This window comes from Vreelandella venusta (assembly GCF_007989605.1).
GTDB classification, from domain to species: domain Bacteria; phylum Pseudomonadota; class Gammaproteobacteria; order Pseudomonadales; family Halomonadaceae; genus Vreelandella; species Vreelandella venusta.
The window spans coordinates 1-24309 of sequence record NZ_BJUL01000009.1; the positions used below are offsets into that span (position 1 = coordinate 1).

General features: G+C 54.4%; 24 protein-coding genes. 14 read left to right on the plus strand and 10 right to left on the minus strand.

From position 1 onward, the window contains the following. Window positions 1–148: 148 nt before the first annotated feature. Window positions 149–1414: an S-methyl-5-thioribose kinase gene (mtnK, locus tag HVE01_RS11640; protein WP_213017541.1), complete on the minus strand. Its 1266-nt coding sequence runs from the start codon at window positions 1412–1414 to the stop codon at window positions 149–151. A gap of 127 nt (window positions 1415–1541) precedes the next feature. Here mtnK and HVE01_RS11645 point away from each other — a divergent pair, with 127 nt between their 5' ends. Then, entirely contained in the window at window positions 1542–1826 is a 285-nt protein-coding gene (locus HVE01_RS11645; protein WP_125751781.1) for a YrhK family protein, read from the plus strand. Window positions 1827–1833: 7 nt separating this feature from the next. On the opposite strand, the gene HVE01_RS11650 is transcribed toward HVE01_RS11645, so the two are convergent. Then, the gene (locus HVE01_RS11650) at window positions 1834–2586 is read right to left on the minus strand and encodes a DeoR/GlpR family DNA-binding transcription regulator (RefSeq protein ID WP_125753816.1); all 753 of its coding nucleotides are present in this window, start codon (window positions 2584–2586) and stop codon (window positions 1834–1836) included. A gap of 148 nt (window positions 2587–2734) precedes the next feature. Between HVE01_RS11650 and HVE01_RS11655 the strand changes: the two genes are divergently transcribed. From HVE01_RS11655 to HVE01_RS11675, 5 genes are read left to right on the plus strand one after another with little or no spacing between them, the layout of a single operon-like run. Continuing rightward, complete coding sequence (locus HVE01_RS11655) at window positions 2735–3715, plus strand: ABC transporter substrate-binding protein (protein WP_125751784.1); 981 nt, start codon at window positions 2735–2737, stop codon at window positions 3713–3715. Window positions 3716–3717: 2 nt separating this feature from the next. After that, window positions 3718–5418: an ABC transporter permease gene (locus tag HVE01_RS11660; RefSeq protein ID WP_125751787.1), complete on the plus strand. Its 1701-nt coding sequence runs from the start codon at window positions 3718–3720 to the stop codon at window positions 5416–5418. Next, window positions 5406–6464 (plus strand): ABC transporter ATP-binding protein, encoded by a 1059-nt coding sequence (locus HVE01_RS11665; protein ID WP_125751790.1) that lies wholly within the window; start codon window positions 5406–5408, stop codon window positions 6462–6464. Before HVE01_RS11660 ends, HVE01_RS11665 begins: the two co-directional genes overlap by 13 nt. After that, window positions 6461–7543: an MBL fold metallo-hydrolase gene (locus tag HVE01_RS11670; RefSeq protein WP_146944270.1), complete on the plus strand. Its 1083-nt coding sequence runs from the start codon at window positions 6461–6463 to the stop codon at window positions 7541–7543. The genes HVE01_RS11665 and HVE01_RS11670 overlap by 4 nt, the downstream gene beginning before the upstream one ends. A 10-nt stretch (window positions 7544–7553) precedes the next feature. Next, window positions 7554–8000, plus strand: coding sequence for a phosphatase domain-containing protein (locus tag HVE01_RS11675; RefSeq protein WP_146944272.1), 447 nt, complete (start codon window positions 7554–7556; stop codon window positions 7998–8000). On the opposite strand, the gene HVE01_RS11680 is transcribed toward HVE01_RS11675, so the two are convergent. The 3 genes from HVE01_RS11680 to HVE01_RS11690 all read right to left on the minus strand — a co-directional run bounded on the left by HVE01_RS11680 (window position 7997) and on the right by HVE01_RS11690 (window position 10452). Next, on the minus strand, window positions 7997–9160 hold the full coding sequence (locus HVE01_RS11680) for an MFS transporter (protein ID WP_146944274.1): 1164 nt from the start codon (window positions 9158–9160) through the stop codon (window positions 7997–7999). The genes HVE01_RS11675 and HVE01_RS11680 overlap by 4 nt on opposite strands. Continuing rightward, the gene (locus HVE01_RS11685) at window positions 9151–10155 is read right to left on the minus strand and encodes a GlxA family transcriptional regulator (RefSeq protein WP_146944276.1); all 1005 of its coding nucleotides are present in this window, start codon (window positions 10153–10155) and stop codon (window positions 9151–9153) included. Before HVE01_RS11685 ends, HVE01_RS11680 begins: the two co-directional genes overlap by 10 nt. Before the next feature lie 117 nt (window positions 10156–10272). Continuing rightward, on the minus strand, window positions 10273–10452 hold the full coding sequence (locus HVE01_RS11690) for a hypothetical protein (protein WP_146944278.1): 180 nt from the start codon (window positions 10450–10452) through the stop codon (window positions 10273–10275). A gap of 171 nt (window positions 10453–10623) precedes the next feature. Here HVE01_RS11690 and HVE01_RS11695 point away from each other — a divergent pair, with 171 nt between their 5' ends. The 8 genes from HVE01_RS11695 to HVE01_RS11730 are packed head-to-tail and all read left to right on the plus strand — an operon-like array spanning window position 10624 to window position 20436. Continuing rightward, window positions 10624–12651 (plus strand): methyl-accepting chemotaxis protein, encoded by a 2028-nt coding sequence (locus HVE01_RS11695; protein WP_146944280.1) that lies wholly within the window; start codon window positions 10624–10626, stop codon window positions 12649–12651. A 10-nt stretch (window positions 12652–12661) separates the two neighbouring features. After that, complete coding sequence (gene cheB, locus HVE01_RS11700; RefSeq protein ID WP_125751805.1) at window positions 12662–13729, plus strand: chemotaxis-specific protein-glutamate methyltransferase CheB; 1068 nt, start codon at window positions 12662–12664, stop codon at window positions 13727–13729. Next, entirely contained in the window at window positions 13726–15126 is a 1401-nt protein-coding gene (locus tag HVE01_RS11705) for a CheR family methyltransferase (protein ID WP_125751808.1), read from the plus strand. The genes cheB and HVE01_RS11705 overlap by 4 nt, the downstream gene beginning before the upstream one ends. Further along, window positions 15126–17261 (plus strand): hybrid sensor histidine kinase/response regulator, encoded by a 2136-nt coding sequence (locus tag HVE01_RS11710; protein WP_146944282.1) that lies wholly within the window; start codon window positions 15126–15128, stop codon window positions 17259–17261. The genes HVE01_RS11705 and HVE01_RS11710 overlap by 1 nt, the downstream gene beginning before the upstream one ends. Before the next feature lie 25 nt (window positions 17262–17286). Further along, the gene (locus tag HVE01_RS11715; protein WP_125751815.1) at window positions 17287–17643 is read left to right on the plus strand and encodes a response regulator; all 357 of its coding nucleotides are present in this window, start codon (window positions 17287–17289) and stop codon (window positions 17641–17643) included. A gap of 54 nt (window positions 17644–17697) precedes the next feature. After that, the gene (locus HVE01_RS11720; protein WP_125751818.1) at window positions 17698–19443 is read left to right on the plus strand and encodes a diguanylate cyclase; all 1746 of its coding nucleotides are present in this window, start codon (window positions 17698–17700) and stop codon (window positions 19441–19443) included. Next, window positions 19440–20027, plus strand: a complete 588-nt coding sequence (locus tag HVE01_RS11725; RefSeq protein ID WP_146944284.1) for a chemotaxis protein CheW — start codon at window positions 19440–19442, stop codon at window positions 20025–20027. Before HVE01_RS11720 ends, HVE01_RS11725 begins: the two co-directional genes overlap by 4 nt. A 4-nt stretch (window positions 20028–20031) precedes the next feature. Then, entirely contained in the window at window positions 20032–20436 is a 405-nt protein-coding gene (locus tag HVE01_RS11730; RefSeq protein WP_146944286.1) for a hypothetical protein, read from the plus strand. On the opposite strand, the gene HVE01_RS11735 is transcribed toward HVE01_RS11730, so the two are convergent. The 5 genes from HVE01_RS11735 to fdh3B form a co-directional block, all read right to left on the minus strand. Further along, a complete protein-coding gene (locus tag HVE01_RS11735; RefSeq protein ID WP_146944288.1) occupies window positions 20419–21624 on the minus strand; it encodes a molybdopterin molybdotransferase MoeA in 1206 nt (401 codons plus the stop codon). The genes HVE01_RS11730 and HVE01_RS11735 overlap by 18 nt on opposite strands. Continuing rightward, window positions 21617–22138: a molybdenum cofactor biosynthesis protein B gene (gene moaB / locus HVE01_RS11740; RefSeq protein ID WP_146944290.1), complete on the minus strand. Its 522-nt coding sequence runs from the start codon at window positions 22136–22138 to the stop codon at window positions 21617–21619. Before moaB ends, HVE01_RS11735 begins: the two co-directional genes overlap by 8 nt. Window positions 22139–22149: 11 nt before the next feature. After that, window positions 22150–22476, minus strand: coding sequence for a DUF1244 domain-containing protein (locus HVE01_RS11745; protein WP_125751833.1), 327 nt, complete (start codon window positions 22474–22476; stop codon window positions 22150–22152). 87 nt (window positions 22477–22563) lie between these two features. Next, window positions 22564–23676 carry a formate dehydrogenase subunit gamma gene (locus tag HVE01_RS11750; RefSeq protein WP_146944292.1) on the minus strand — a complete coding sequence of 371 codons (1113 nt, stop codon included), beginning with the start codon at window positions 23674–23676 and terminating at the stop codon, window positions 22564–22566. A gap of 11 nt (window positions 23677–23687) precedes the next feature. Continuing rightward, window positions 23688–24302: a formate dehydrogenase FDH3 subunit beta gene (fdh3B, locus tag HVE01_RS11755; RefSeq protein ID WP_146944294.1), complete on the minus strand. Its 615-nt coding sequence runs from the start codon at window positions 24300–24302 to the stop codon at window positions 23688–23690. Window positions 24303–24309 lie beyond the last annotated feature (7 nt).

Below are 24309 nucleotides of genomic sequence, written 5' to 3' on the forward strand. Positions count from 1 at the left end.
GGGGCTTAACAATAGTTAAGTCGGGCTCATTATGTAGCGTCAGCGCACCCGCGGAAGCAGCGCGCTAGCGGTGCCGAGGTTGGCACCGAGGCCGGATCAGCCACAGCGCCATTATCAAGAAGTCGATTATATCGAGAGGGGTAAGCGTTTATAACATCTCTTGCTGGTTATACGCCCTGGCTAAATCCGCCAGCGCGGCAAGATCACAGTAAGCCTCCGGCTGCATAATTAACGCTTGGCCCATCAGCACATTGCGTGCTTCCAGCTTAGCGCGTAGTGCGGTGTCTTCGATCTCTTCAAAGTCAGCGTTATGGGCCAGCGATAAAACGCGACGGTGCATTTCAATGCCGCAATAAGCTAGTGCATCCAGGCGAATCTCTTCAAGCAGCGCATCGCAGGCGTCATCGGCACTGTTTCCCTGCGCCTCAAACAGCGCCCGGGGGAACAGAATGCCGGTGCGTTCGGTTTGCCACAGGTGGCGGAACTCGGCATCAAAGCGGGTAAAACACGCTTTAATCACGTCAAGAATCCACGCTTGGTAGGCAGCAAGCTCATCGGCTTGGCGGTGGGCGGGCTGGCTGAAATAGGCCATCAGGAAGTTAGCAACGGCCATGCCTAGATCAAAGGCCATTGGCCCATACTGGGAAAACTCGGGATCAATCACCCGCACATCCGACTCGGTGGCCATAATTGACCCAGAGTGCAAATCACCGTGCAACATGGTTTCCGTGTTCGCGGTGAACTTCATCAACAGCCGCTGTACCTTAGCTTTTAAGCGTGTATTACGGCGCAGTTCATCCACTACCGGCGACAGCTCCGGCGTATGGCGATTCATTTCAGCGCCATAATAGGGATCGGTAAATACCAGAGATTCGGTAATCGCAGGAATCGCCACGTTGCCTGAAAAAAGCCCAACGTCAGCTTTCTTCTCAGGGCTGCTTAAGGAGAGCTCCGAGCCACGAAACGCCATGCGCGCGCAGAATTCACCGATGGTTTCGCCAAGCAGGTTAACCCGCTCACCGTTGATCAGCTTGCGACGCAGAATCGTATGCGGGTAAAGGTACTCCATGACAATCAGCGCTTGGGGCTTGTCGAAATAGAACACCTCAGGGGCGATGCCCGGCGCACGCTGGGCTTGGCGCACTAGGGCGTAATATTCAAAGTGGGCGCGATAAAGTGGCAGTGGCCAGCTCTCACCGACCATACGAACATAGGGTAGCGCTTGTTTTACCACCACGCTTCCCGCACTTCCCGACACAATAAACACTAGGTTTAGGTTGCCATCCCCTACTTCGCGGATCTGCCACTGCTCAGGGTTAGCGCCCACTCGGCTTGCCACTGCCTCAACACTCCCCAACCGTTGGGCCAGAGTATCTACCTCTAACGCTTGATAGGTCTGTTCGTGTGCCACCATGTTATTCCTCGCGAAAATGCGTTTTTATTTGTCACACTGGGGAATGGTTGTCAAACACCTTCATACGCAAGCGCAGCGAAACCGTCATAACACGATTAGCCCAGCAACCGACGACAAGGAGAGCACGATGCAGCGTCAGCAAGATCCATCAACAAACGATTGGACATTCACTATGGGTCACCGCGAGCTGATTGTTCACCGTCGTTATGAAGTACTAAGCATAATGAACGACTTTATGATTGGTATTTGGTTTGTTATCGGCAGTATCTGTTTTTTCTATGACGGCGCGATACAAACTGTCGGCGTTTGGCTCTTTTTGATTGGCAGTATACAGCTGCTGATTCGTCCAACAATCCGCCTACATCGTTATATCTACTTCAAGCAACTGCCCGATACCGACCACGATGCTTAAAACGGACTTAACACAAGAACCTCACCCCTTGCGCAGCCAAAGGGCTGCGCAGCCTATCCGGTAGCGGGCTATCAGTAATCACCGCATGATAGTCAGCAAGCTGGCCAGCGGCACAGCGCAGCGGCAGGTCAAATTTGGTTTTATCCAGCACCAGAATGCGATATGCAGCATGGGATAGCAGTGCTTCGCGGGCCATGACTTCGTCATCATTGTAATCATATAAATGGCCATGACTGTCCATGCCGCCCACGGAGACAATGCCGACATCCACCCGGTAGCGTTGAAAGAAGCGCCAGGCATCGCCGCCAATCACATCTTGATCACGGCGCCGTACCCGCCCACCCGCTACCACCAGCTCGCATTCCATGGTGCACAGCTTGATGAGTGCGTGCAGGTTATTGGTCATAATCTGCAGACCTTGCTTATCGCGTAAGGCGTCAGCCAGTTGCTCTACCGTGGTGCCAGTACCTAAAAATAGCGACTGGTGATGCTGAACCAGCGAAGCGGCTTGGCGGGCAATCTGACGCTTACCCGCTTGATTAACGATTTGGCGCTGATCGTAGCCAATATTCTCCTGATCGGGAAACGGCAACACTTCCCCGTGGCGACGTAACACCAGCCCTTGCTCAGCCAAGACACGAACATCCCCACGCAGCGTTTGTATCGACACATCAAACTGGTCAGCTAGCGATTCCAGGGGCTGACGACCTTGCTGGCGCACCTGTGCCAACACGGCACGGCGGCGCTCGTTTAAGCCCATTATTTTCTTCACGTTGGCGACCACCTTAGGAACGAAAGCCTTTTTTTAGCAGGCGAAAGCCTGCCGCCATCAAACGAAAGCGTAGTGTCATGATGTTGTAAGGCGATGACAGTAGTGTGATCGGTGTTCACCTACTGGAGGTTTTACGATGTTGAAGCGCTCACTGTGCACTGCCGTTACGCTTGCAAGCTTTGCTCTATCGTCGTCACTACTCGCTGATGACAAATTGGTGCTCTATACCAGCCAACCGAATAGCGATGCCCAGCAAACCGTCGATGCCTTTCAGGCTGCCTATCCTGATATTGAGGTGGAGTGGGTACGCGATGGCACCACTCGCCTGATGACTCGCCTACGCTCGGAGCTTTCCGCGGGTGTCAGCAATCCAGACGTACTATTAATTGCTGACAGCATGACCATGACCTCACTCAAGCAAGAGGGCCATTTACAGCCTTACCTCAGCCCAGAGCGAGAGGCTTATGATGAGTCACTATACGATCCGGAAGGCTACTTCTACGGCACCAAACTGATCACCACAGGGATTGTGTATAACACCGCTGCCGAGCATCAGCCGCAGAGTTGGCAAGATCTGACGGGGCCTGACTATGAAGGTCTGGTCACAATGCCAAGCCCGCTCTATTCCGGCGCAGCGCTGATTCATATGGCCGCGCTCAGCGACAACCCCGACCTTGGAATGGGCTACTACGAGGCGCTACAAGCTAATCGTGCAGAAGCCCAGGGCGGGAATGGCGGCGTGTTCAATGCCGTTGCATCAGGCACGAAGCCCTACGGCATCGTGGTAGATTTCCTGCCGATTCGCGAGGCCGCCAAGGGGTCACCGGTTGAGTTTGTCTTCCCCACCGAGGGCGTTAGTGCGGTCACCGAGCCTGTCGCAATCATGCAGGGTGCTAACAACCCGGATGCCGCGCAGAAATTTGTCGATTTCGTGCTTTCCCAACAAGGCCAAGAACTCGTCAGCCAGCAGGGCTACTTGCCTGCCCACCCGACGGTTGCACCGCCTGAAGGTTTTCCCGCTCGTGACGCTATCCAGCTAATGCCGATCAATATTGAGCAAGCATTGGAGCAGGAAGAGACGTTGAAGCAGCGCTTTAGCGACCTGTTTGGCGGCTAACCATGACACCGTCGCTTAACGTTGGCAGCCAGCATCGCTGGCTGCTCAGCCTAATCACGCTCACGGTGGTGCTATTAAGCCTAGCGCCTAGCCTGCGGCTACTGGCTGAGGCACTTAGTGACCTTGGCCAGGGCAGCGAATCACCGCTATGGAAGGTGCTTAACGCAGCGAGTACCTGGCGAGCGCTGTGGCACAGTGTGTATACCTCAGGTCTTGGCATGTTGATTGCTCTGACGCTGGGTAGCCTATTCGCCTTCGTGATCACCCTAACCGACATCCGTGGCAAAGCGTGGCTCGTGTTCTGCTTTATGCTGCCGATGATGATTCCCCCTCAGGTGACGGCGCTGAGCTGGCTCCAGCTGTTCGGCCCCGCCAGCCCGTTGCTGAAAAGCATTGGTATGGCGCCGCCGCTGGGCAGCCCCCAGCCGCTCTACTCAGCGGAAGGCATTGCGCTGTTGCTGGGAATTCAAAGCGCACCGCTGGTCTTTTTAGCGCTGCGTACCTCACTGATCTCACTCCCCCGCGAGCTTATTGAAGCGGCCCGCATCAGCGGCGCGCGCCAGACCCAAGTCTGGGGACAGATTATTTTGCCAGTCACTCGGCACGGTTTAATTGCCGGGGCGGCGATGGCGTTTATTTCTAGCCTGGGCAACTTCGGCATCCCTGCCATGCTGGGGATTCCAGCGGGCTACTACGTGTTACCAACGCTGATTTACCAGCGTATGGCTAGCTTTGGTACTGGCGTGCTGGCGGAAATGGCGGCGCTATCGTTATTGATTGGTGTGCTGGCACTGGCAGGGGTTGCCTTGCAGCAATACTGGATGAATCGCAGCCGCTTTGGCTTAGGCGGCCATAGCGGTCGCTCTCATGACTTTACCCTGGGCCGCTTTCGGCCAGCGGTGACGACGGTACTTGTCGGCGTTTTATTGGTAATTCTCGTCGCGCCACTGGCAGCACTGGTGGTCAGTTCATTGGTACCCGCCATGGGCGTTCCCCTTAGCTTCGATAGCGTGACGTTAAACGCTTATCACGAAGTGATTGGCCGCCAAGGCGCCACCTGGCGCGCTGTACGCAACAGCCTATGGCTAGCAGGCGGTGCCGCGCTGGTGCTTATGCTGTGCAGCCTGCCGCTAGCATATCGCCTGCAGCGACTCCCGCCCCGTCTCCAGCAGATGACGCTCAGCGCTATTGAACTGCCCTACGCACTGCCTGGTGTGGTGCTGGCGATCGCCTGCATTTTGCTGTTCGTACGCCCACTGCCGCTAATCAATGTAGCGCTCTACGGCACGCTTGGGCTGATCTTCGTGGCCTATCTAGCGCGTTTCTTAGTGGTATGCCTCAAACCCGTTAGCGCCAGCTTGGCCCAACTTGATCCCTCTTTGGAAGAAGCCGCACAACTGGCGGGGGCAGGCCCCTGGCGGCGGCTAACCACGATCGTACTGCCGCTGATTGCACCATCGCTATTTGCCGGGGGACTGTTGGTCTTCCTGCTGGCGGTGAACGAGCTGACGGTATCGGCACTGCTTTGGAGCGCCGGCAACGAAACCCTGGGCGTATTGATTTTTAACCTTGATGAGGGCGGCGAAAGCGTGCTGGCATCGGCGGTATCGGTACTGGTGGTCTTGATGGTCGCCACGCTGATGCTGTCGCTCAGCCTGCTCGCCCCTCGTTTACCCAAAGGAGTCGTGCCATGGCAGGGCTAGCAATTCAACAGGTCACCAAACAGTTTGGCGGCCATCGCGCGGTCAATGATCTCTCGCTAGAGATTGCGCCAGGGGAGTTTGTGGCACTGCTGGGTCCCAGCGGCTGCGGTAAAACCACTATGCTGCGTATGCTGGCGGGGTTCGAAAATGTCACTGGCGGCGAAATACGTCTGAACGATACGCTGCTCGCCAGCCGCCATCACCATTTACCACCAGAACAGCGCAACATGGCGATGGTGTTTCAGTCCTACGCGCTCTGGCCGCATATGAGCGTGGCCGACAACGTCGGTTACCCACTCAAACTGCGCCGCATCCAGGGCAGTGAGTATCAACGCCGAGTTGCTCATGCACTGGCCCAGGTAGCCTTGGAACCCTATGCACAGCGTTCGCCACAGGAGCTTAGCGGTGGCCAGCGCCAACGGGTCGCGCTCGCCCGCTGTCTAGTGACCGACCCTGCGGTTGTATTGCTGGATGAACCGCTGGCCAATCTCGACCGTAACCTGCGCGCCTCCATGGAGCACAGTTTTGTGGATTTCCACCGCCGCACCCGTGCGACGATGGTGTACGTCACTCACGATCAAAGCGAAGCTATGGCGATGGCGGACCGTATTGCCGTCATGCGCGACGGTAAGCTAGTACAGTGGGCAACGCCCGAAACGCTTTATCGCCAACCGCGCAGCGAATGGGTGGCCAGCTTTATCGGCCAAGGTAGCCAGTTGGCCATTGCCAACGGCGTACCAGGGCAGCGGCTAACAGAAAGCGCCCTAATGCAAGGGCTGGCTGCGGCACACAACCCCCGCGCCCAAACTGCACGTCAACCCGTCCTAGTTCGCCCCGAGCATATTCGCGTAGACGCTCAGGCTCCCAATGAGCATGACCTCACTGGGCGTGTCGAGCGGTTAACATTTCGTGGTGAACGCTACGAGTTGCACCTGCGCCTGCCCAGCGGCGAAGCCTTGCTGGCTTACCATCACCAAGCGCTTGAAGAGGGCCAACAAGTCGCGCTGCGGCTATTGGAAGGCTGGTGTCTGGAGCCTGACCAATGAGCACTCGTATTCATCTATTAAGCGGGCTGGGGGGTAAAGGCCCTGCTGCTATCGTGGTCGAAACCAACGGCAAACGGCTGCTGCTGGACGCAGGAGGCGCGCTGCACCCTGGGGAACCTATCACCTGGGCAGATGGCTTGGACGTAGACGCTATTCTGATTAGCCACGACCATATTGACCATATCGGTGGCGTTGCTGAACTGCCCGATACCATTCCGCTCTACTGCACGCCCTTAGTCGCCAACACATTGCCTAAACACCGTGCTTGGCAGCCTTTGCCAGCACGCGGAAGCCTTATGGTCGACGGTATCAAGGTGACCACCGGCCAGGCAGGACACTCGCTGGGTGGCGTTTGGCTGCACCTGGACGTAGATGGCGGCATTTTCTACAGCGGCGACGCCTGCTTTGAATCCCGCTTGTTTCCTTTCGATACACCGCCGCCTGCACATACGGCGTTGTTGGACGCTTCCTATGGCACCTACGATCAACCCCAGGAAAGCTGCGTGCAGGCTATTCGTCTGCAGCTTGACCAGCCGTTAGTATTACCGGTACCTGAAACGGGGCGCGCCCTGGAAATGGCCCTGTGGCTATCGGAAGTGGCCGACCGTCGTCAACTCCCTTTCGCCATTGACTTGATTATTCGCGATAACCTCGCCGCACTGTTAGCACTGCCCAGCGACTTACGCCGCCCAGGCCTCGACGGTGCGATTAGCGCACTGCTAGAACGGCAGAATGCTCCGCAGCCAGCGCTGCGGCTGGTTAGTGACCGCAATGATACGCCAGGCCAATGGCCCAATTACCAGCTACTGCACACCGGTTACTTAACACCCGAACGCCAAGTTCAGCTCGCCGCAGGCGAGATAAGCTGGCAACGCTGGAATGTTCATCTGCGCGCCTCCCATCTGGTAGCGCTTGCCGATCAGCTAGCTGCCACTCAGGTAGTACCGCTATTTACTCCGCTGACTGGCAACTGTTTAAGCGAATGGCGTCAACGCCTGGGACAGCGACTACGCACCCATCACACCCTAGAGATTCAACCGCATACGGCCACGCGCCCTACCGCCTATTTAACCGTTTAGGAAATTAATAATGTCCGCAGTGATTGTTGATGTTGACGGCACGCTTGCCGAATTCCACCCCACCGACGTACATGAGTGGGTTCTTGGCCCCGCCAAGCAGTGGGATCCTTTTTTTGCCCATATGGCTGAAGCGCCGGTGATCGACGCGGTGGCCAAGCTGGTTAAGATCCTGAAGGCCCAAGGACAGCAAATCGTGATTTGCAGCGGCCGCCCGGATAGCCACCGGGAGCATACTCAGCGCTGGTTAGAGCGCCACACCATTCCCTTTGATGCGATGTACCTACGCCCGCAAGGCGATGATCATGTAGATGATGAAGAGGTAAAAGCCGCGCTACTTAATCAAATGCGTAACGACGGCTTTGCACCTTGGCTGGTGTTGGATGATCGTGACGCGGTCGTCGCCCAATGGCGCGCACTCGGACTTACCTGCCTGCAGTGCGCACCGGGAGATTTTTAAGCACTTGCCAAGCTGATTCGGTGCTGCCACACCAGCACCACCAAGGGCACCAGCGCGATGGGGATTAGCAGTAGGTTAAGCATTGCCCAGCCCAATCCGCTAACCAAAGGCCCCGCAAACAAGGCGGTCACCGCCGCGGTGCCAAACACTAGAAACTCGTTGGCGGCCTGGGTGCGTGCTTTATCCACCGGGCGGTAGCTCTCGGTGAGCAGCCCGGTGGCAGGTAGGAAGGTAAAGTTCCAGCCCAAGCCCAACAAAATCAGCGCCACGTTGAAACCAACTAAACCGATTCCCCACTGAGCAACCAAAGCACTGGCTACCAGCAGCAGGCAACCTGCCACAATGACCTGTTTAGCACCGAAACGGGCGGCTAAATGGCCAGTAAAGAAGGAAGGTAAGAACATCGCTACCACGTGCCACTGAATAGTCATTGAAACGTGGTTAAAGTGGTGCCCGGCTCCCTCCATGGCGAGCGGTGTGGCAGTCATCGCCAGGTTCATCACACCGTAGCCGACCATTGCAGCGCTCACCGCGACAATAAATCCGGGCTGGCGGAGTATCTTCCCTAGCGGCAGTGCGCTGCCTTCGCAGTGGGTGCGAGAAGCGGGCGGTAACCGTGTCAGCATTAATACCACTAATGCCAGTGCATAGAGCACCGCTAAACCCACGAAACTGCCCAGAAACGGCACCTCGCCCAGCTCACGGCTCACTCTGGCCAGCCACGGCCCTGCAAACGCCGCCAGCACACCGCCTCCCATCACTAGACCAATCGCCCGGTCTCGCATCAATGCCGGAGCGGCCTCTACTGCGGCAAAGCGATACAGTTGACCAAAGCCAATGCCGATGCCAACCAGCCAAGTGGCTAGCAGGAACAGTCCAAAACGCTCATCCATCAGTGCCTGGACGGCAACCAGTGCGCCTACCAATCCCACGATATTGCCCAGCATAAAGCCACGCTTTCGCCCCAACCTAGCCATGATTAGCGAGGCAGGTATCGTGGCGCACATTAGCCCCAGCCACTGGGTAGCAACAGGCGCTGTCGACCATGACGCGCTAGGGGCCAAGGACGCCCCTATCAGCGGTGATACGGCGATCAACAAGACACTGCCAGTTACCAGCAGCGCCTGACAGAGCGATAATAGAGTGACGGCTAAAGGCATGAGGAACTCTCCTGCGCGGCATTAGTATGGGAAGAAGCAAAGCGTTGGCGATAGATCGAGGGGGATACTCCATAGTAGCGCTGAAACTGGCGGCGTAACTGCTCTGCGCCGCCCAACCGCCAGCGCTGCGCTAGCCGCTCAAGTGGCAACTGCTCGCGCTCGTTGAGTAGCGCCAAGCGTGCTTGCTCAAGGCGTAGTTGGGTCAGGTAGGTACCCGGAGTAGTATTCAGATAGCGCCTGAAAAGCCGGGTTAAATGGCGCGGGGAGACCGCCATTAGATCGGCCATACTCTCAAGCCCGTGATCGGCACTGGGATCGGCGTGGAGTTGATCCAGCAAGCGGCGCAGCGGCCCCGCCTCTTGCTGGTGGCGCAGTATCTCACTGAACTGAGACTGCCCACCCGGACGCTGTAAAAACACCACCAACTCGCGAGCCACTCTCCCGGCTAGATCAGCACCGTGATCTGCCTCTACCAGCGACAGCGCCAAGTCAATTCCCGCCGTTACACCGGCGCTGGTGTAACGGCCGTTGCTTTCGATATACAGTGCATCAGGCTCAACGCTTAACGCGGGATACTCCTCGGCCAATTGAGCTGCATGGCGCCAGTGGGTGGTGACGTGGCAGCCGTCCAGCAGCCCTGCTGCGGCTAGCAAAAATGCCCCAGAGCAGATAGATCCAAACCGTCTCACCTCAGGGGCGACATTACAAAGCACCTGTTTCACAGCGGCTATGTCACGCTGCTGCATCACGCCACTGCCGCCCGCCACCAATAGTGTATCCAGGGGCAGTAAATGCTTAAGCTGGTGGTAGCTGTGCGTCGCATGCACGGCTAAGCCGCCGTTGGTGGCTACTGGGCCAACGATATCGGCAACCAGCGTCAACTGATAGAGCGGTTGAGGGCTTAACGCATTGGCGCTGGCAAATACCTGCCAAGGGCCACTGACATCCAGTAGTTGGCAGTCAGGATAAGCAAATAGCACAACGTGGCGAGTCACAGTCTCTCTCCGCTAACGGGATATGGAAGCATGAGAGAGTGTCAGCGCTACGCCCAATGTCGGCAAGGACCATTACCCCACCGATTCGGACATTGTTATAAAAACGATCTATTAGGCTCAGTTCGTTTTCTCTACTTTCAATGGCGACTCCATCCTGCGTACGCTGGAAACAAAATCGCTAAAGCGCTCGCCCTGAATCAATACATGGTCGCTCAGTGCCTGCTGGGCGGCCACAGAGTCGCCCCGCTCAATAGCCTCGATGCTTAATTCCATCGCAAAGTGCAGCACTTTTGCCACAGCATTTGCCTGTCGCGTGGTGTAGCGTTAATGAGAAAACTGGACAGCTTTCATAAAAGCCGCTGAAATCGTCATATGATAGGCTTCTTGTAACGTTATTTAACGCTAAGCAATCAGTGTTAGCACTTTCCTACTACTAGCGTCACCAGTTAACTTGGAGCAGAAGCGATAATGACAGCGCGTTGGAAATCCTTGCCATTACGGTTACGACTGTTTGTCTCATTTGGAACGGTATTGGCACTGGCCATGTTGCTAGCGCTCTACCTGCAGGCTCGTTCGCATAGCCAGGCGCGCTTGGAAAACCTGCTAAACGTAGAGCTGCCTGCTCAGGTAGAGGGCCTTGCTACCCGCCTAACGCTTAGGTTGAGTCCAGCACTAGCGCTGTCAGAAAGCCTAGCCGACAGCTATTTCATTGAGCGGTGGGTACGCGACGGGATGCCAGACACCGACCAGCCGGATATCATGCGCTATTTGTCACGCTTGATGGAACAGCTCGACACTGAACTATTATTTATCACGGCTCAGTATCAAGGGCGCGGCTACTACTTCCAGTACCGCAATGGAGAGTTTCTCGAGCGCAGGCTACAAGCACCCGGCGGCGATGATGACTGGTACTATCAGTTTACTGACAGCGATGCTGCTTATAACCTAAACCTAGACAGCGATAATTTTTCAACAGAAGAGGCGTTTGTCTTTTTAAATTTCCGCAGCCGTGAACAAGCACCCAATGGCCGCCCTATCATTGTTGCTGGAGCAGGGCTCGATCTCTCTCGATTGGCACAGCTAATTGAAGGCTTTCAGCTAGGCGAAACCGGCCGCGCCGCGCTACTCAATGCGGAAGGCGAACTACTTATTCGCAGTGATGAGACGTCACTTGCCGCTCTTCAAAGCCAGGAGTCAGGCAGCCTGCTGCAAGACGAACACGAACTTCGTGTACACGAAATCCAACGTGATAATCACACTTTTCTAGTTTCTACGCTCTGGTTGCCCGAACTGCAGCGCTACCTGATGATTGAAGTGTCTAAAGAGGAGTATTTAAGCTCCATCAGAGAGCGATTCTTTGCATCGACGAGCTTCGGATTTTTGATCCTTTTAGGTGGGTTAATTACGTTATACCCACTGACTGGCAGCTTGATTCGCCCTCTCACTCGTCTTCAACGCCAGCTTAAAGAGATTACCAACAGCCTAGATTTATCCCGCCGCGTAAACACCGACGATCAGGCTGAAATTGGCGATTTAGCGAATCAGACTAACGAGCTGCTAGCACGCTTATCTCGAACCATTATGGCGGTCTCCAACAACGCACTGGCACTTACTCAAGTGGCTGATCGTTTAGCGCAAACGGCAGGGTTGTCGGGCATTCAAGGCGGGGACATCAATCATGAAGCGAACCAGACGATGGCCGCCGCCGTAGAAGAAATGGCCTCATCAGTGGCTGAGATAACCTCGACCATGGAGGAGCTTTCAACCTCATCCACACAAATCGCTGATCATTCGCAATCTGTGGTAGAAGTAGCTAACCAAACGCTTGAGCGCAGCCGCAAAGGCAGCACAGCGATGCAACTGCTGCAGGCAAAAATGCAGGATATTCGCAGCGACAGCGAACAGAGCCTGGCAGAAATCATGGCACTGGGTGCTAAGTCGAAACAAATCAGCAAAGTCATGGAGCTGATTAATACTCTCGCTGCACAAACTAAACTGATTGCGTTTAATGCCGCCCTAGAGGCATCAAGTGCGGGCGAGTCAGGTCGCCGTTTTTCTGTTGTGGCAAACGAAATACGTCGCTTGGCAGATAGCGTTACTGACTCAACACAAGAGATAGAGGGCCATACCGAAGAAATTCAAAATGCGATAAATCGTTTAGTTGTCGCCTCTGAAAAGGGAGCATCTTCGATAGAGAAAGGCGTTGAGGTCAGTATTAATACCGCTCAAGACCTGGATGCACTACTCAAAGCAGCGAGCCAAACCAGTAGCGCAGCGCAGCAAATATCATTGTCAACCCAACAGCAGAAAACTGCTAGTAATCAGGTGGTTATTGCCTTACGCGATATTGATACAGCCAGCTCACGTAATGCACAGTCAGTACGCAGTATTACCGAGATCAGCCAAGATATGATCAACATGTCGGCAGAGCTAAATGCACTGGTGCAGGAGTTTACTTTGGCTCACCAGGAAACAAACCACCAACGCCCCTCGTGAGGACGCTGCGATGAGTGCAATTCGGGTAGTGATGGCGGACGACAGCCAACTGGCACGTGACGTGCTGCGCGACATCCTCACCCGCGATGGCGATATTGAGATTGTTGGTGAGGCCAGTAACGGGCGCGAAGCAGTGGAACTTGCCCGCCGTTTATCGCCGCAGTTGATCACAATGGATCTGAATATGCCGGTCATGGACGGCCTCAGCGCCATTGAAGAAATTATGCATACCAAAGGGGTTCCTATCCTGGTGGTAAGCGATCGTTCTGATGCTGAAACGGCCTACCGAGCACTTGATGTTGGCGCGCTAGAAGTGATCCAGAAGCCGACCCTGGATGATGAAGACGCACAACGACTACTCGCGCGCGTCCGGCTCCTTTCAGGAGTGGCCGTTATTACTCGCCTACGGCGCCGGTCAACATCCACCATGACCGTTGCGCCGGTAAACGTACCACCGGTTAACCACCATCATCGGCCGAAGGCTTTTCAGCGCATTATCGCCATTGCTTGCTCAACCGGTGGGCCGCAGGCACTCGCCCACCTACTTAGCAAGCTGCCGAGCAACTTTCCTGCACCAATAGTGATTGCCCAGCATATCAGCCATGGCTTTATTGAAGGCATGGCACACTGGCTGGCATCGCTCTGCGCAATGCCGGTTTGCGTTGCTCAGCATGGTGAACCGCTTAAGCCAGGCTGTATTTATCTATCGCCATCGGAACGCAACTTGCGTGTCACGCCATCTCACCGCCTTCAACTACAGCAGAGCCCAGATCATTCGCTTTACCACCCCAACTGCGATGTTTTGTTAACGAGCGTCGCGAATGTTTATGGTTCAGAGGCTATCGGGGTGATTTTAACGGGTATGGGACGTGATGGCGTTAGCGGTATGCGCGCTATTCATTTATCGGGCGGCTGCACCTTTGCCCAAAACGAAGCCAGCTCGGTGATTTATGGCATGAACCAAGAAGCGGTTAGTGCCGGCGTTATCCAGCATGTTGTTTCCCTTGATGAGCTTCCTGGCAGACTCATTCGTGAGACCCGTGAGCAACGGCTGTCTACCTGGACGAAATCACTATGAGCTCGCTGACGCCATTCAAAGATCTGGTGCATCGCCGCTGCGGTTTGCACTTGGATGGCCTCGCTGAAGCCCGGCTCGTCAAAGCCGTGGAAGCACTTCAGGCCGACACCGACATTAGCGATACCTCAAAGCTCATTGTGCACCTAGAGCAAAACGAAGCGATGTTTGATCGCTTTATTAGTCAGTTAACGGTAAACGAAACCTACTTCTACCGGGAGCCTGAAGCACTCCACTGGTTAGCCGATACCTATCTTCCTCGCCGATTGGCTGAAGAAGGTAAGCCATTGGCTATTTTCAGTGCAGGATGTTCTTCAGGTGAAGAGCCTTACAGTGTCGCTATTGCGCTGTTTGAGCGCTACGGAGAGCGCGCCAAGCAACTCTTTCATATTACGGGAGGAGATGTTGATCAGCAGGTTCTTAGTAAAGCCCAAAAAGGCATTTACAGCGGCATGTCATTTCGGACACTGAAACCTGCGCTTAAACACCGCTATTTTCGCCCAGAGGGTCGACGCTTCAAAATAGATGATGCGCTTCGCCACTGGGTCACCTTTTGCTCATTCAATGTATTACAGCCAGACGCTGACCAGCTTGGCCCCTTCGACGTCATCCTATTTCGTAACGTATCGATCTATTTTGACGAATCGACCCGGCGCGATATACAACGCCACCTGAAGCAGCTACTGAAACCACATGGAGTGTTGATGTGTGGTGTCACTGAAACATTAGGCAACGACCTGGGCATTTTGGAACTGCATCAGGCTCAAGGGGTGTTCTTTTTTCAAGAGAGCACGCTGCCCCGCGCTTTACCTGCCAATGATGAATCACACTATAACGACGAGCGGTTGCCAGAAGCCCCGCCAGTGTTGCCAGAAGTCCCAGCGGTGTTGTCAGAAACCCCACCGGTGTTACCAAAGACACCTTCACAACCGGCAGAAAATGCACCTGAGCACAAGCAGCCGATGACATCGTTTAACGCGGCTTTGCAGCAAGCTCATCATTTACTCAACCAGAACGCATTTTCAGAAGCAGCCGCGCTACTTTCTGACCTTTTAGCACAGCAACCTTGGAGTGTGGATGCGTTACTGCTGGCGGGTTTAGTCGCTCGTTGGCAGCAAAACTTTACCGATGCTTACGACTACTTTAAGCGCGCCATTTACGTTGCTCCTGAGTGCTGGCCAGCTCACTTTTTTCAAGCCGAGCTTTTTCGACTAGGAGAGCTTAACGATGCTCCTGGACAACGTAATCGCGGCTATGCGGCGGTTATTCGCCTACTGGATGCGTCAAAACAGGCGGATGGTGGATTGAGTGTCATTACGCCGCCTATTCCTCCGGGGGATGCCTACTTCTTGGCAACTTGCTACCTTGGCGCACAAGCAACGACACAGGGAGTAGGGTAATGGCACTGGATATTAAACGCTTTATTCAGCGCTTTATTGAAGAAGCATCAGACCACTTACCCCGGTTAAGGGAGGGCATTGAGGCCCTAGAGCAAGGCGACTCCCATCAAGAGCGTATCAATGAGCTGTTTCGTGCAGCACATTCGCTTAAAGGCTCATCGCGCATGCTAAAGCTGACGCCCATAACGGCGATCGCTCACAGTACAGAGGAGCTGCTCAGCGCACTACGCGATGGAACACAAACCGCTACACCTGATGTCACCTGCCTGCTTAATCAAGCCACGGACGCGCTGTCTGACCTAGTTAGCCAGCTTGCCCAAGGTACGTCTCCAGCAGAGCTCACGGACGCCGACGGTCAGCTTTGCCAGGCCCTGGAAAACGCTGCGGCGGGAAGGCAGCCCACGGAGCCCTCGCCTAAAACAAGCGTGTCCGAGGACGACAAAGCCGAGAGCGCAGCCCTCAGCGCCGCGCCATCGACAATGAAAAGTTCTGCACCTCCGACTCAAGAACTGCGCTTAACAGATACGGTACGCGTGCGTCTTGACCGCCTAGATGACGTTATTCGTCTGATGGGAGAAGTATTATCAGGCCACCATCATCTGCACTCACTCGTAGAGCAGGCACACAGCCTTGGCGCCTCGTTACCCAAAGAACAGCAGGCCTCCTTTAACGCTTTTAGTCGCGAGCTGAAGGACAGTGTGCTTTCCCACGACGGTCTAATGAGCGACCTTCATGACCGGGCTCTGCAAATGCGTATGCTACCGCTGAGCGTGGTGTTTGACCCCTTATCCCAAATGGCCAGAGACCTTGCCCATTCGCTAGGCAAACAAGTTAATTGCCGTGTTCACGGCAGTGAGATTGAACTTGACCGGCAGATGATAGATCGCCTATCAGACCCGCTCATTCATCTACTGCGGAATGCGTTAGACCATGGCCTGGAAACACCCGCTGAACGGCAGGCAACAGGCAAACCGTCACGGGGGCAGCTATCACTTGAGGCATGGCAAGACGGTAGCTGGGTAGTGATTGAAATGCGTGATGACGGCGCAGGTATTTCCCTTGAGGCCGTACGGCATAAGGCGCTCGCCAAGCAATTACTCAGTGAAGAGCTGCTGCTCACCCTAACCGAGCAGGAAACCTTAGAACTTATTTTCTTACCTGGGTTCTCAACCAAACCCTTGATTACCGACTTTTCTGGTCGTGGCGTGGGGATGGATGTCGTCAAGCGAACGGTGATTGACGAACTCAACGGTGATTTACAGTTAACCAGTCACCCAGGCAAAGGCACCTGTTTTACCCTGCGCCTACCTTTATCGCTAGCCATGATGCGGGTTCTGCTGATCAATGTGGGTGCTATCACGCTAGGTGTAACAGCACCTTATGTGTCAGAGCTTGTAGAGCATGCATCAACGGATTTTATTGATGCTGCTGGGCAAAAAACATTGATCCTGCGTAACGAGTTCGTACCGGTCGTTTCACTTGCGGAGCTATTGGAACTTCCCTATACACCCACTGATGCTGACAACTTACTGTTACTTGTCGTACATCAACGTCATCAAAAACTTGCGCTAATTATTGATGCCTTGGTGGATGAACGCGATATGGTAATCAAGCCGCTACCCACACACTTGCGCCACCTACCACTGGTTTCTGGCATGGTTACGCTAGGGCGCAATACGCTGGTTAGCCTATTACACGTGCCGACACTGCTGGAACACTCGCGCCGTTATGCTCCCAAAGCTCTCGCTAAAACGGATCAACCGCCACAGACACATCGTATACTGGTCGTCGATGACTCTCTAAATACCCGGGAAATTGAAAAAGATGTATTAGAAGCTTGGGGATATCAGGTCACCCTGGCAGAAAATGGCCGGGATGGTTTGAACAAAGCCCTGGCTGACTCGTTTGATGCAGTGCTCACCGACGTTGAGATGCCTGTCATGGATGGCTTTGCACTCACTGCGAGTCTGCGAGAAAATGAGATTTATCGTTATAAGCCTATTATCATTATCACATCACGCGAAAAAGAAGCAGACCGTCGTCGCGGCATTGAAGTGGGCGCCGACGCGTATATTGTCAAAGGCAGCTTTGATCAGAATAACTTGGTGGATACGCTAAAAGCGCTACTCGGCTAAGTACTCACCATGACGGAGGTTAATCATGCAAATATTGGTCGTAGATGACGACCCGTTGGCCTGTGAAATGACAGCAACGCTGCTAGAGTTCCAGGGCTATACAACGGTCATGGCCAATGATGCCATGGAGGCCACGCAGCTATTAGATAGTTTGGACAATATCGCGCTTATTGTTAGCGATATGCATATGCCGCTCATCAATGGGATAGAGTTCTTGGAAATGTTGCGTGAACAAGACGTTACCTTACCTTTTATTTTGCTCACAGGTGACTCGCCTAACTCAACCCTTATCCAGACGCCTGGTTTAAACGCCTGCCTGCAAAAAGATGCGGAGCTAGAATCCACGTTAGGCAATGCCGTGACTCAAGCGCTCAACAGTTGAACATTGTCCATTTGCATTACAGCGCACCGTTCGCCCACATGAACAGGTAGTCTGATGTCACCATCTGCCCCGACATTGCAACAAAAGCTGAACCAGCTGCGCCAACGCTTTATTGAGCAGCTACCAGCACGTTTACAGCAAACCGCAACAAAGTGGCAACAAAGCCGACTTTCAACTGAGGCAGGGTCACGCTTAGCCCCAGAACTTCACCGCTTTTTCCATAGCTTAAAAGGTACCGGACGCTCACTGGGCTTTGAACGGATTGCTCTGTTGGCAGATCAAGGTGAAGAGCTCCTCAAAGGAGCCTCTGCTTCCGCTGACCATGCTCTTGATGACCAGGCCGTTAATGATATAAACAGCCTGATTCATCAGCTTTTTCAGCAGCTCAATGAAGAGATTAAGTACTTACAGTCACAGCATGGTCAGCAATCCCTTCTGACATCTCTCAACAGCGTCGAATTCCCATCAGTAGCACCACAGTCACTCGGCCAACGCCAGCGGCTTATTTATTTATGCGACGATGAGCCTGACCAAGTCGACCAGTTGCTACATCATCTTCGCTGCTTTGGCCATGAAGTGGTTCATTTTGAAGATACAGCGTCATTTTTTAATGCGGTTATTACCCGCCGCCCCGACGCGATCATCATGGATGTACAGTTTCCGCAAGGTAACACTGCGGGTACTGAAACGCTGACCAGCCTCAATAAATTAATCGGGGAACAATTACCCGCCATCGTACTGTCGTCCCACGGTGACTTTTATTCACGACTGAGCGCTGCTCGAGCTGGTTGTAATGGCTACTTTACCAAGCCCATTAAGCCGCTGGACTTAATGTTAGTGATTGACGAGCTCACTAGCCCCTTAGATGAAGAACCGCTGCGTGTGTTGGTAGTCGATGATGAGCCTGATGCTGCAACTTACCACTCATTGATACTAGAAGAGGCCGGTATGATTGTTCAGCAGGTGCATCACCCTGCTGACGCGCTGAGCGCCATAGAACGCTTCAGCCCTGACTTACTGTTAATTGATGTGTATATGCCGGTGTGTTCAGGTGAAGAGCTAGCGACGATTATCCGCCAGCAATCCGCCCATATTGGCCTGCCCATTATTTATCTATCTAGCGAAACAGACAGCCAAAAGCAGTTATTGGCGATGACGGCGGGCGTCGAAGCTTTTATTACCAAGCCGGTTACCCCTGGCGAGCTCGTATCTGCGGTAAAGCTGCGTGCCGAACGTCTACACTTACTGCGCTCGCTGATGACCCAGGACAGTATGACAGGGCTTTATAACCATAGCACCACAACCGACCTTATCGATAAAACACTCACGCAGGCATATCGTGAAAGTAGCCAGCATGCGATGGCCATGCTCGACATTGACCATTTTAAAACGGTCAATGATACCTACGGCCATTTAGCAGGCGACCAGGTCATTATCACGCTAGCACGGCTGCTAAAAACCCGCTTGCGTGCATCCGATATCATCGGGCGTTATGGCGGTGAAGAGTTTGTCGTATTACTAAAGGGCGTTACCGCACAGCGCGCAGCCGAACTTATTGACGAACTGCGCCACGATTTCGAACAGGTAGATTTTCATGCGGGCGCAGAGCGCTTTCGCTGCACCTTCAGTGCAGGTGTTAGCAGTTTCCCCAGCCAGCTTTCCACTGAAGCGTTACTCATTAGCGCCGATCAGGCACTTTATCTAGCTAAACAGCAGGGGCGCAACCAAGTGGTAACGAATAACGAGAACGATGCAGACAGGAAAGCACAACCGAAGCCACCCGGTGTAAAAAAACAATGACCTCCCCTCACCAACAGCGTGACGACCAGTCCCTCTCTCTCGAAGAGGCACTAGCGCGTCAGAGTAGCGATGATGCGATTATTGACGTGGACGAACCTTGCCAGCAGCTGGTGTTATTTCGCCTAGCAGGGCAAAGGTTCGCTTTACCAGGCAGTGCGGTCAATGAAATTTTGAATGGTGATCAGCCAGTTTATTTCGTGCCTGGACTGCCTGCTTCCACAGAAGGCGTGATTCACTTGCGCGGCAACATTGAATCGGTAGTGACCCTACAGGCACTTCTCGGTCTCCCCCCTGCGGAGCAAACGGGCATGCTGTTAGTCGTAACCGCCGCGGGCATTCGCAGTGCCGTGCGCATCGATTGTTTAGAGGATGTTTGCGACATCCCGGTCAGTGCCCTGAAACCGGCACCGGATACTCTCGCCAGCCAGCTAATGCCTTATGTGAGCGCACTATGGCAACCTGATGCAACGCCAGCAGAAAGTGGCAAAGAAGAGACTAAAAACGATTCTGAAGGAGGCAGCGCGGCCATTGCCCTGCTGGATCCAGCTGCTTTATTCAACGCCTATCAACAAGGTTTAGGGTAAGCCTATGGCCATTAGCGCGCCAGACCACTCCTTAGACGCAGCGACACACGTTGCGTTAGTGCTATTTAGTGCTGGTCATACGCTCGCCGCCATCGAAGCGCGCCACGTCTCGGGGTTAGCGAAATCGAGCCACCTACCGCGATGCGCGAATGCCGAGTGCCTGTTACTTAACGCGCCACAGTTGAGTATCGCACCTACCCACTGGCTAACCCTTGAGGATGCCAACGGCGCTTGGCAGCTAGGCGTTAATGGCGACGTTGTCTTAGCCAACACACCGATAACCGAGCTGTTTCCATTACCCTCTTTAATTGCCGCACGCCACGTCAGCCCCGCCCTACGAGGCTTGACGATGGCTAACCAAACGATACGTTTGTTATTCGATGGCGCAGCGCTAACGCTGCAACCATAAACAGCGAATCAACGTGCCTTTGTCTACCTGCTGGTGCGGATCAATCACCGCTAACGCATCTGCACTAATGCAGGATGACAGCACGCCAGAGTTTTGGTCTTCAAAGGCATCGGCGATGATGCCCGCTTCACTAAAACGCAGCACAACACGCATATAATGCTGGCGAGGGCCGGTCTGAGTAGTGAAATTAGCGGAGGCCGTCAGCGTAGGTAAGGCGCTCAACGTCGCACACCCCAGTAACGCTCCCATCAACGGTCGTAAAAACAACCACGCGCCCACAAACCCGGAAACAGGGTTACCCGGCAGTCCTACAAAGCGCGCTTCACTGCCGTCTTCGCGTGGCAAACGGCCCAGCGCCAGCGGCTTTCCTGGGCGAATCGCCAGCTTCCACATATCCAACTGGCCCAGCGACTCAAGCGCAGCTTTAACATGGTCTTCCTCACCCACGCTAACACCACCCGTACTGACCACCACATCGGCGTCCGCCGCTGCGTTTGTGAGCAGCGCAACGGTCTGGCCGAAATCGTCCGGCACACTCACAAGCTGGACCACCTCCGCGCCAAACGTCTCTAACAGTCTCTTCAGCATCGGCCGATTGGAGTTATAGAGCTGACCTGGCTTTAACGACGTGCCTGGATCAATAATCTCATCACCCGTAGAGAGCAGCGCAACGCGAGGACGGCGACGTACACTTACCACAGTAACGCCCTGGCCTGCCAAGTGGCCCAACGCCGCCGCTTCGAGCCTCTCGCCCGCCGCCAACAGTGGTTGACCTCGGCGCACATCGCGCCCTTGAAGGCGAATGTTGTCTCCACTGGGTATGTCGGTAGGCATCAAAGCTTGATGATCCGCAACTTCGACGCGCTCCTGCATAACCACGCAGTCGGCCCCTGGGGGGATCTCACCGCCGGTAAAAATCCGTGCGCAACTGCCTTCCGCCAGCGGCACTGCAGGGCTGCCTGCCGCAATACGCTGGCTGATAGGCAACCACTTGCCCGCATCGTTGGCACGCAGTGCATAGCCATCCATTGCGCTATTATCAAACGGCGGGACGTCCAACTGAGCGGTAACGGCTTCGGCCAGCACGCGCCCAGCAGCGGCGTCTAGTGGAACGCTCTCGGTGCCAACAAGGCTTACGTCGGCCAGCAGCGCTTTAAGCGCGGCACTTATCGGCTGTAGTTCAGCCATGCTGCCCCCGGCCTGGGATAACCAGGTTGGCGAAATTACAAGGCTTATGACGGCTATCCAACTGCTCGGCCAGAATGCCGTCCCACCCGGTACGGCAGGCGCCGGTTGAACCCGGTAAACAGAACACGACCGTAGCATTGGCTAGACCGCCGAGACAACGGCTCTGAATAGTAGAGCTACCGATCTCTTCCCCGCTCAGTTGGCGAAAACGCTCGCCAAAGCCTTCAATACGCTTATCCAGCAGTACCGAAATAGCTTCAGGCGTAGAGTCTCGGCCAGTAAAACCTGTACCACCCGTGGTAATCACCACCTGTACGTTTGCATCGGCAATCCACTGAGCGACTATCGCACGAATTTGGTAGACGTCATCCGGCACGATGCGCTTCTCCGCCAGGCTGTGCCCAGCGTCGGTCAGACGCTGCACCAGCGCTTGGCCGGAGCGATCAGTCTCATTCGTGCGTGTATCAGAGACCGTCAGCACGGCGACTTTAAGAGGTACCATTGGCTCACTCATTAGCGTTATCTCTATTTGGCTGCTTGCTTTTTAGCATGATGCGCTTCCCAGGCAGCCTTCTGTTCGGCAGTCGCAGGCGGCTGATAAAGCTCCTTCCATTCACTATAGGGCATGCCATATACGTACTCTCGAGCTTCTTCGTAGCTGAGAGCTTCATTGCGCGATTCAGCGGCAGACACCAACCATTTCGATAAACAGTTGCGGCAAAAATCTGCCAGAATCATCAAGTCGATGTTTTGAACATCCTTATTGTCGTCTAAATGCTGTAACAAACGACGAAACGCGGCAGCTTCTAGCTCTGTACGCGTCGTTTGGTCAAATTCATTAAACGCTGACATTGGTGATCCTCTTATCAAGTAGCTTTAGAGCAGCATAACAAAAGACACCGCCCAAAGGCGGTGTCGAGTGGCAATTAAGCAACCCAGCTAGCCAGGTTTGGTAACAGAAATATCGCTACTGCTGCTACCCGTTTTGTGTGCCGCGATTTCTTCTTCGCTCATGGCGGTATCTTTGACCTCTTCGTACCACAAATTGTGGTGCTCTTTGGCCCAGGTTTCATCGACATAGCCAGTAGTCATACCTTCCAATGAGCCTTCCGTACCGATAGTCCCAATATAGATATGGCCTAGCGCGACAGCCGTCAACCCAAGCGCACCCACCGCATGGATGATGTTGGCCCACTGCATGGTATCGCGACCTTGACCATAGTTAGGGAAGTCGAGCACAAAACCACTCGCGATCACCACCAAGCCAGCAGTAGCTAATAGCCAGTACCACGCTTTTTCGCCACCGTTGGCAAAACCCGCGTCAGGATGGTGCTTGCCTGTTAATCCACCGGCCTTTTTAAACCATACCCAATCATGCTTCTTAGGAATATTGTCTTTCAGCAAGCTGATTAACAGCACAACGAGTAGCACACCGAATATCGGGCCAAGATAGTTATGCAGCACTTTGGAAGCTGAGATCATCCATGCCCAGACGGCGTCGCCAAACAGCGTGCGGAACACAAACTTACCAAACAGTAGGTTCAACCCTGTTAATGCCAAGGTGATAAACAGGGTGGCAACAGTCCAGTGCAGCGAACGCATTAGCAACGACCAGCGCAAAAGCTTACGCCCTGTGCGCGGCTCATCGAGATGTTTGCGCCCAACCATAAAGTAGAACAGCGCAATCAACACGATCATCCCACCAATCGCAATCAAACCAAACGGCGAGACCCAACGGTTTCGGATCTGTCGCCAGGTTTCGCCACTCGAATTGATCAGACTATAGGTGCTGTCAAAGCGCGAGTCGCGGTAGTTAGGCCCTGTTTCGCCACTGCGCACCTGACGCCACTGATCGGCACTAATACCAGGAGCCGCGGTCACCATCTCGCGGTCAGTGTCAGCCTGGGCAACCGCTAGCTGGGACATGCCAAGGCTGGCAGCCAGCAGCAGTAATAGTATGCCGATACGCCAACAGCGCTGGAAAAACGCCCTTCCCCAGAGTGCTAGCGCAGGCGCCTCTGGTGTTATTGTGGTCGTGGTCATCGTTGTCATGACACGCCTCCTCACCCTTTACGGGCAGCATCGTAGGCAAGGTTGTCAGTGCTGGCCTGGGGGTTATTCGACCAAGCACCATCTTTATGGCCACGATGAACGACACGCTGACGAAAAATATCGGCAACATCTTGCGCATCACCAGCCAGCAGGGCTTTGGTAGAGCACATTTCCGCACATAGCGGTAGCTTGCCTTCGGCGATGCGATTGGAGCCGTACTTCTCGTACTCCTCCTCTTTGCTCTCGGCGGGGCCGCCTGCACAGAATGTGCATTTGTCCATTTTTCCGCGCTCGCCAAATGCATTTTGTTGTGGGAACTGCGGTGCGCCAAAGGGGCACGCATACAGGCAGTAGCCACAACCAATGCACAGGTCTTTATCGTGCAGCACGATGCCATCGTCAGTTTTATAGAAGCAGTCAGTCGGACATACCGCCATGCATGGCGCGTCGTCACAGTGCATACACGCCACTGAAATCGACATCTCATTCGCTTCGCCGTCGTTAAGTGTGACCACTCGGCGACGCTGAATCCCCCACTCCACATCATTGGCATTTTTACAGGCGGTGACACAGCCGTTGCACTCGATACAGCGCTCGGCGTCACACATAAATTTCATTTGAGCCATGGTGTTC

Excerpts from the sequence above, each read along its gene's own strand:
- mtnK (WP_213017541.1), bottom strand. The coding sequence starts at position 1,414 with ATGGTGGCACACGAACAGACCTATCAAGCGTTAGAGGTAGATACTCTG.
- HVE01_RS11645 (WP_125751781.1), top strand. The coding sequence starts at position 1,542 with ATGCAGCGTCAGCAAGATCCATCAACAAACGATTGGACATTCACTATG.
- HVE01_RS11650 (WP_125753816.1), bottom strand. The coding sequence starts at position 2,586 with ATGGGCTTAAACGAGCGCCGCCGTGCCGTGTTGGCACAGGTGCGCCAG.
- HVE01_RS11655 (WP_125751784.1), top strand. The coding sequence starts at position 2,735 with ATGTTGAAGCGCTCACTGTGCACTGCCGTTACGCTTGCAAGCTTTGCT.
- HVE01_RS11660 (WP_125751787.1), top strand. The coding sequence starts at position 3,718 with ATGACACCGTCGCTTAACGTTGGCAGCCAGCATCGCTGGCTGCTCAGC.
- HVE01_RS11665 (WP_125751790.1), top strand. The coding sequence starts at position 5,406 with ATGGCAGGGCTAGCAATTCAACAGGTCACCAAACAGTTTGGCGGCCAT.
- HVE01_RS11670 (WP_146944270.1), top strand. The coding sequence starts at position 6,461 with ATGAGCACTCGTATTCATCTATTAAGCGGGCTGGGGGGTAAAGGCCCT.
- HVE01_RS11675 (WP_146944272.1), top strand. The coding sequence starts at position 7,554 with ATGTCCGCAGTGATTGTTGATGTTGACGGCACGCTTGCCGAATTCCAC.
- HVE01_RS11680 (WP_146944274.1), bottom strand. The coding sequence starts at position 9,160 with ATGCCTTTAGCCGTCACTCTATTATCGCTCTGTCAGGCGCTGCTGGTA.
- HVE01_RS11695 (WP_146944280.1), top strand. The coding sequence starts at position 10,624 with ATGACAGCGCGTTGGAAATCCTTGCCATTACGGTTACGACTGTTTGTC.
- cheB (WP_125751805.1), top strand. The coding sequence starts at position 12,662 with ATGAGTGCAATTCGGGTAGTGATGGCGGACGACAGCCAACTGGCACGT.
- HVE01_RS11705 (WP_125751808.1), top strand. The coding sequence starts at position 13,726 with ATGAGCTCGCTGACGCCATTCAAAGATCTGGTGCATCGCCGCTGCGGT.
- HVE01_RS11710 (WP_146944282.1), top strand. The coding sequence starts at position 15,126 with ATGGCACTGGATATTAAACGCTTTATTCAGCGCTTTATTGAAGAAGCA.
- HVE01_RS11715 (WP_125751815.1), top strand. The coding sequence starts at position 17,287 with ATGCAAATATTGGTCGTAGATGACGACCCGTTGGCCTGTGAAATGACA.
- HVE01_RS11720 (WP_125751818.1), top strand. The coding sequence starts at position 17,698 with ATGTCACCATCTGCCCCGACATTGCAACAAAAGCTGAACCAGCTGCGC.
- HVE01_RS11725 (WP_146944284.1), top strand. The coding sequence starts at position 19,440 with ATGACCTCCCCTCACCAACAGCGTGACGACCAGTCCCTCTCTCTCGAA.
- HVE01_RS11730 (WP_146944286.1), top strand. The coding sequence starts at position 20,032 with ATGGCCATTAGCGCGCCAGACCACTCCTTAGACGCAGCGACACACGTT.
- HVE01_RS11735 (WP_146944288.1), bottom strand. The coding sequence starts at position 21,624 with ATGGCTGAACTACAGCCGATAAGTGCCGCGCTTAAAGCGCTGCTGGCC.
- moaB (WP_146944290.1), bottom strand. The coding sequence starts at position 22,138 with ATGAGTGAGCCAATGGTACCTCTTAAAGTCGCCGTGCTGACGGTCTCT.
- HVE01_RS11745 (WP_125751833.1), bottom strand. The coding sequence starts at position 22,476 with ATGTCAGCGTTTAATGAATTTGACCAAACGACGCGTACAGAGCTAGAA.
- HVE01_RS11750 (WP_146944292.1), bottom strand. The coding sequence starts at position 23,676 with ATGACAACGATGACCACGACCACAATAACACCAGAGGCGCCTGCGCTA.
- fdh3B (WP_146944294.1), bottom strand. The coding sequence starts at position 24,302 with ATGGCTCAAATGAAATTTATGTGTGACGCCGAGCGCTGTATCGAGTGC.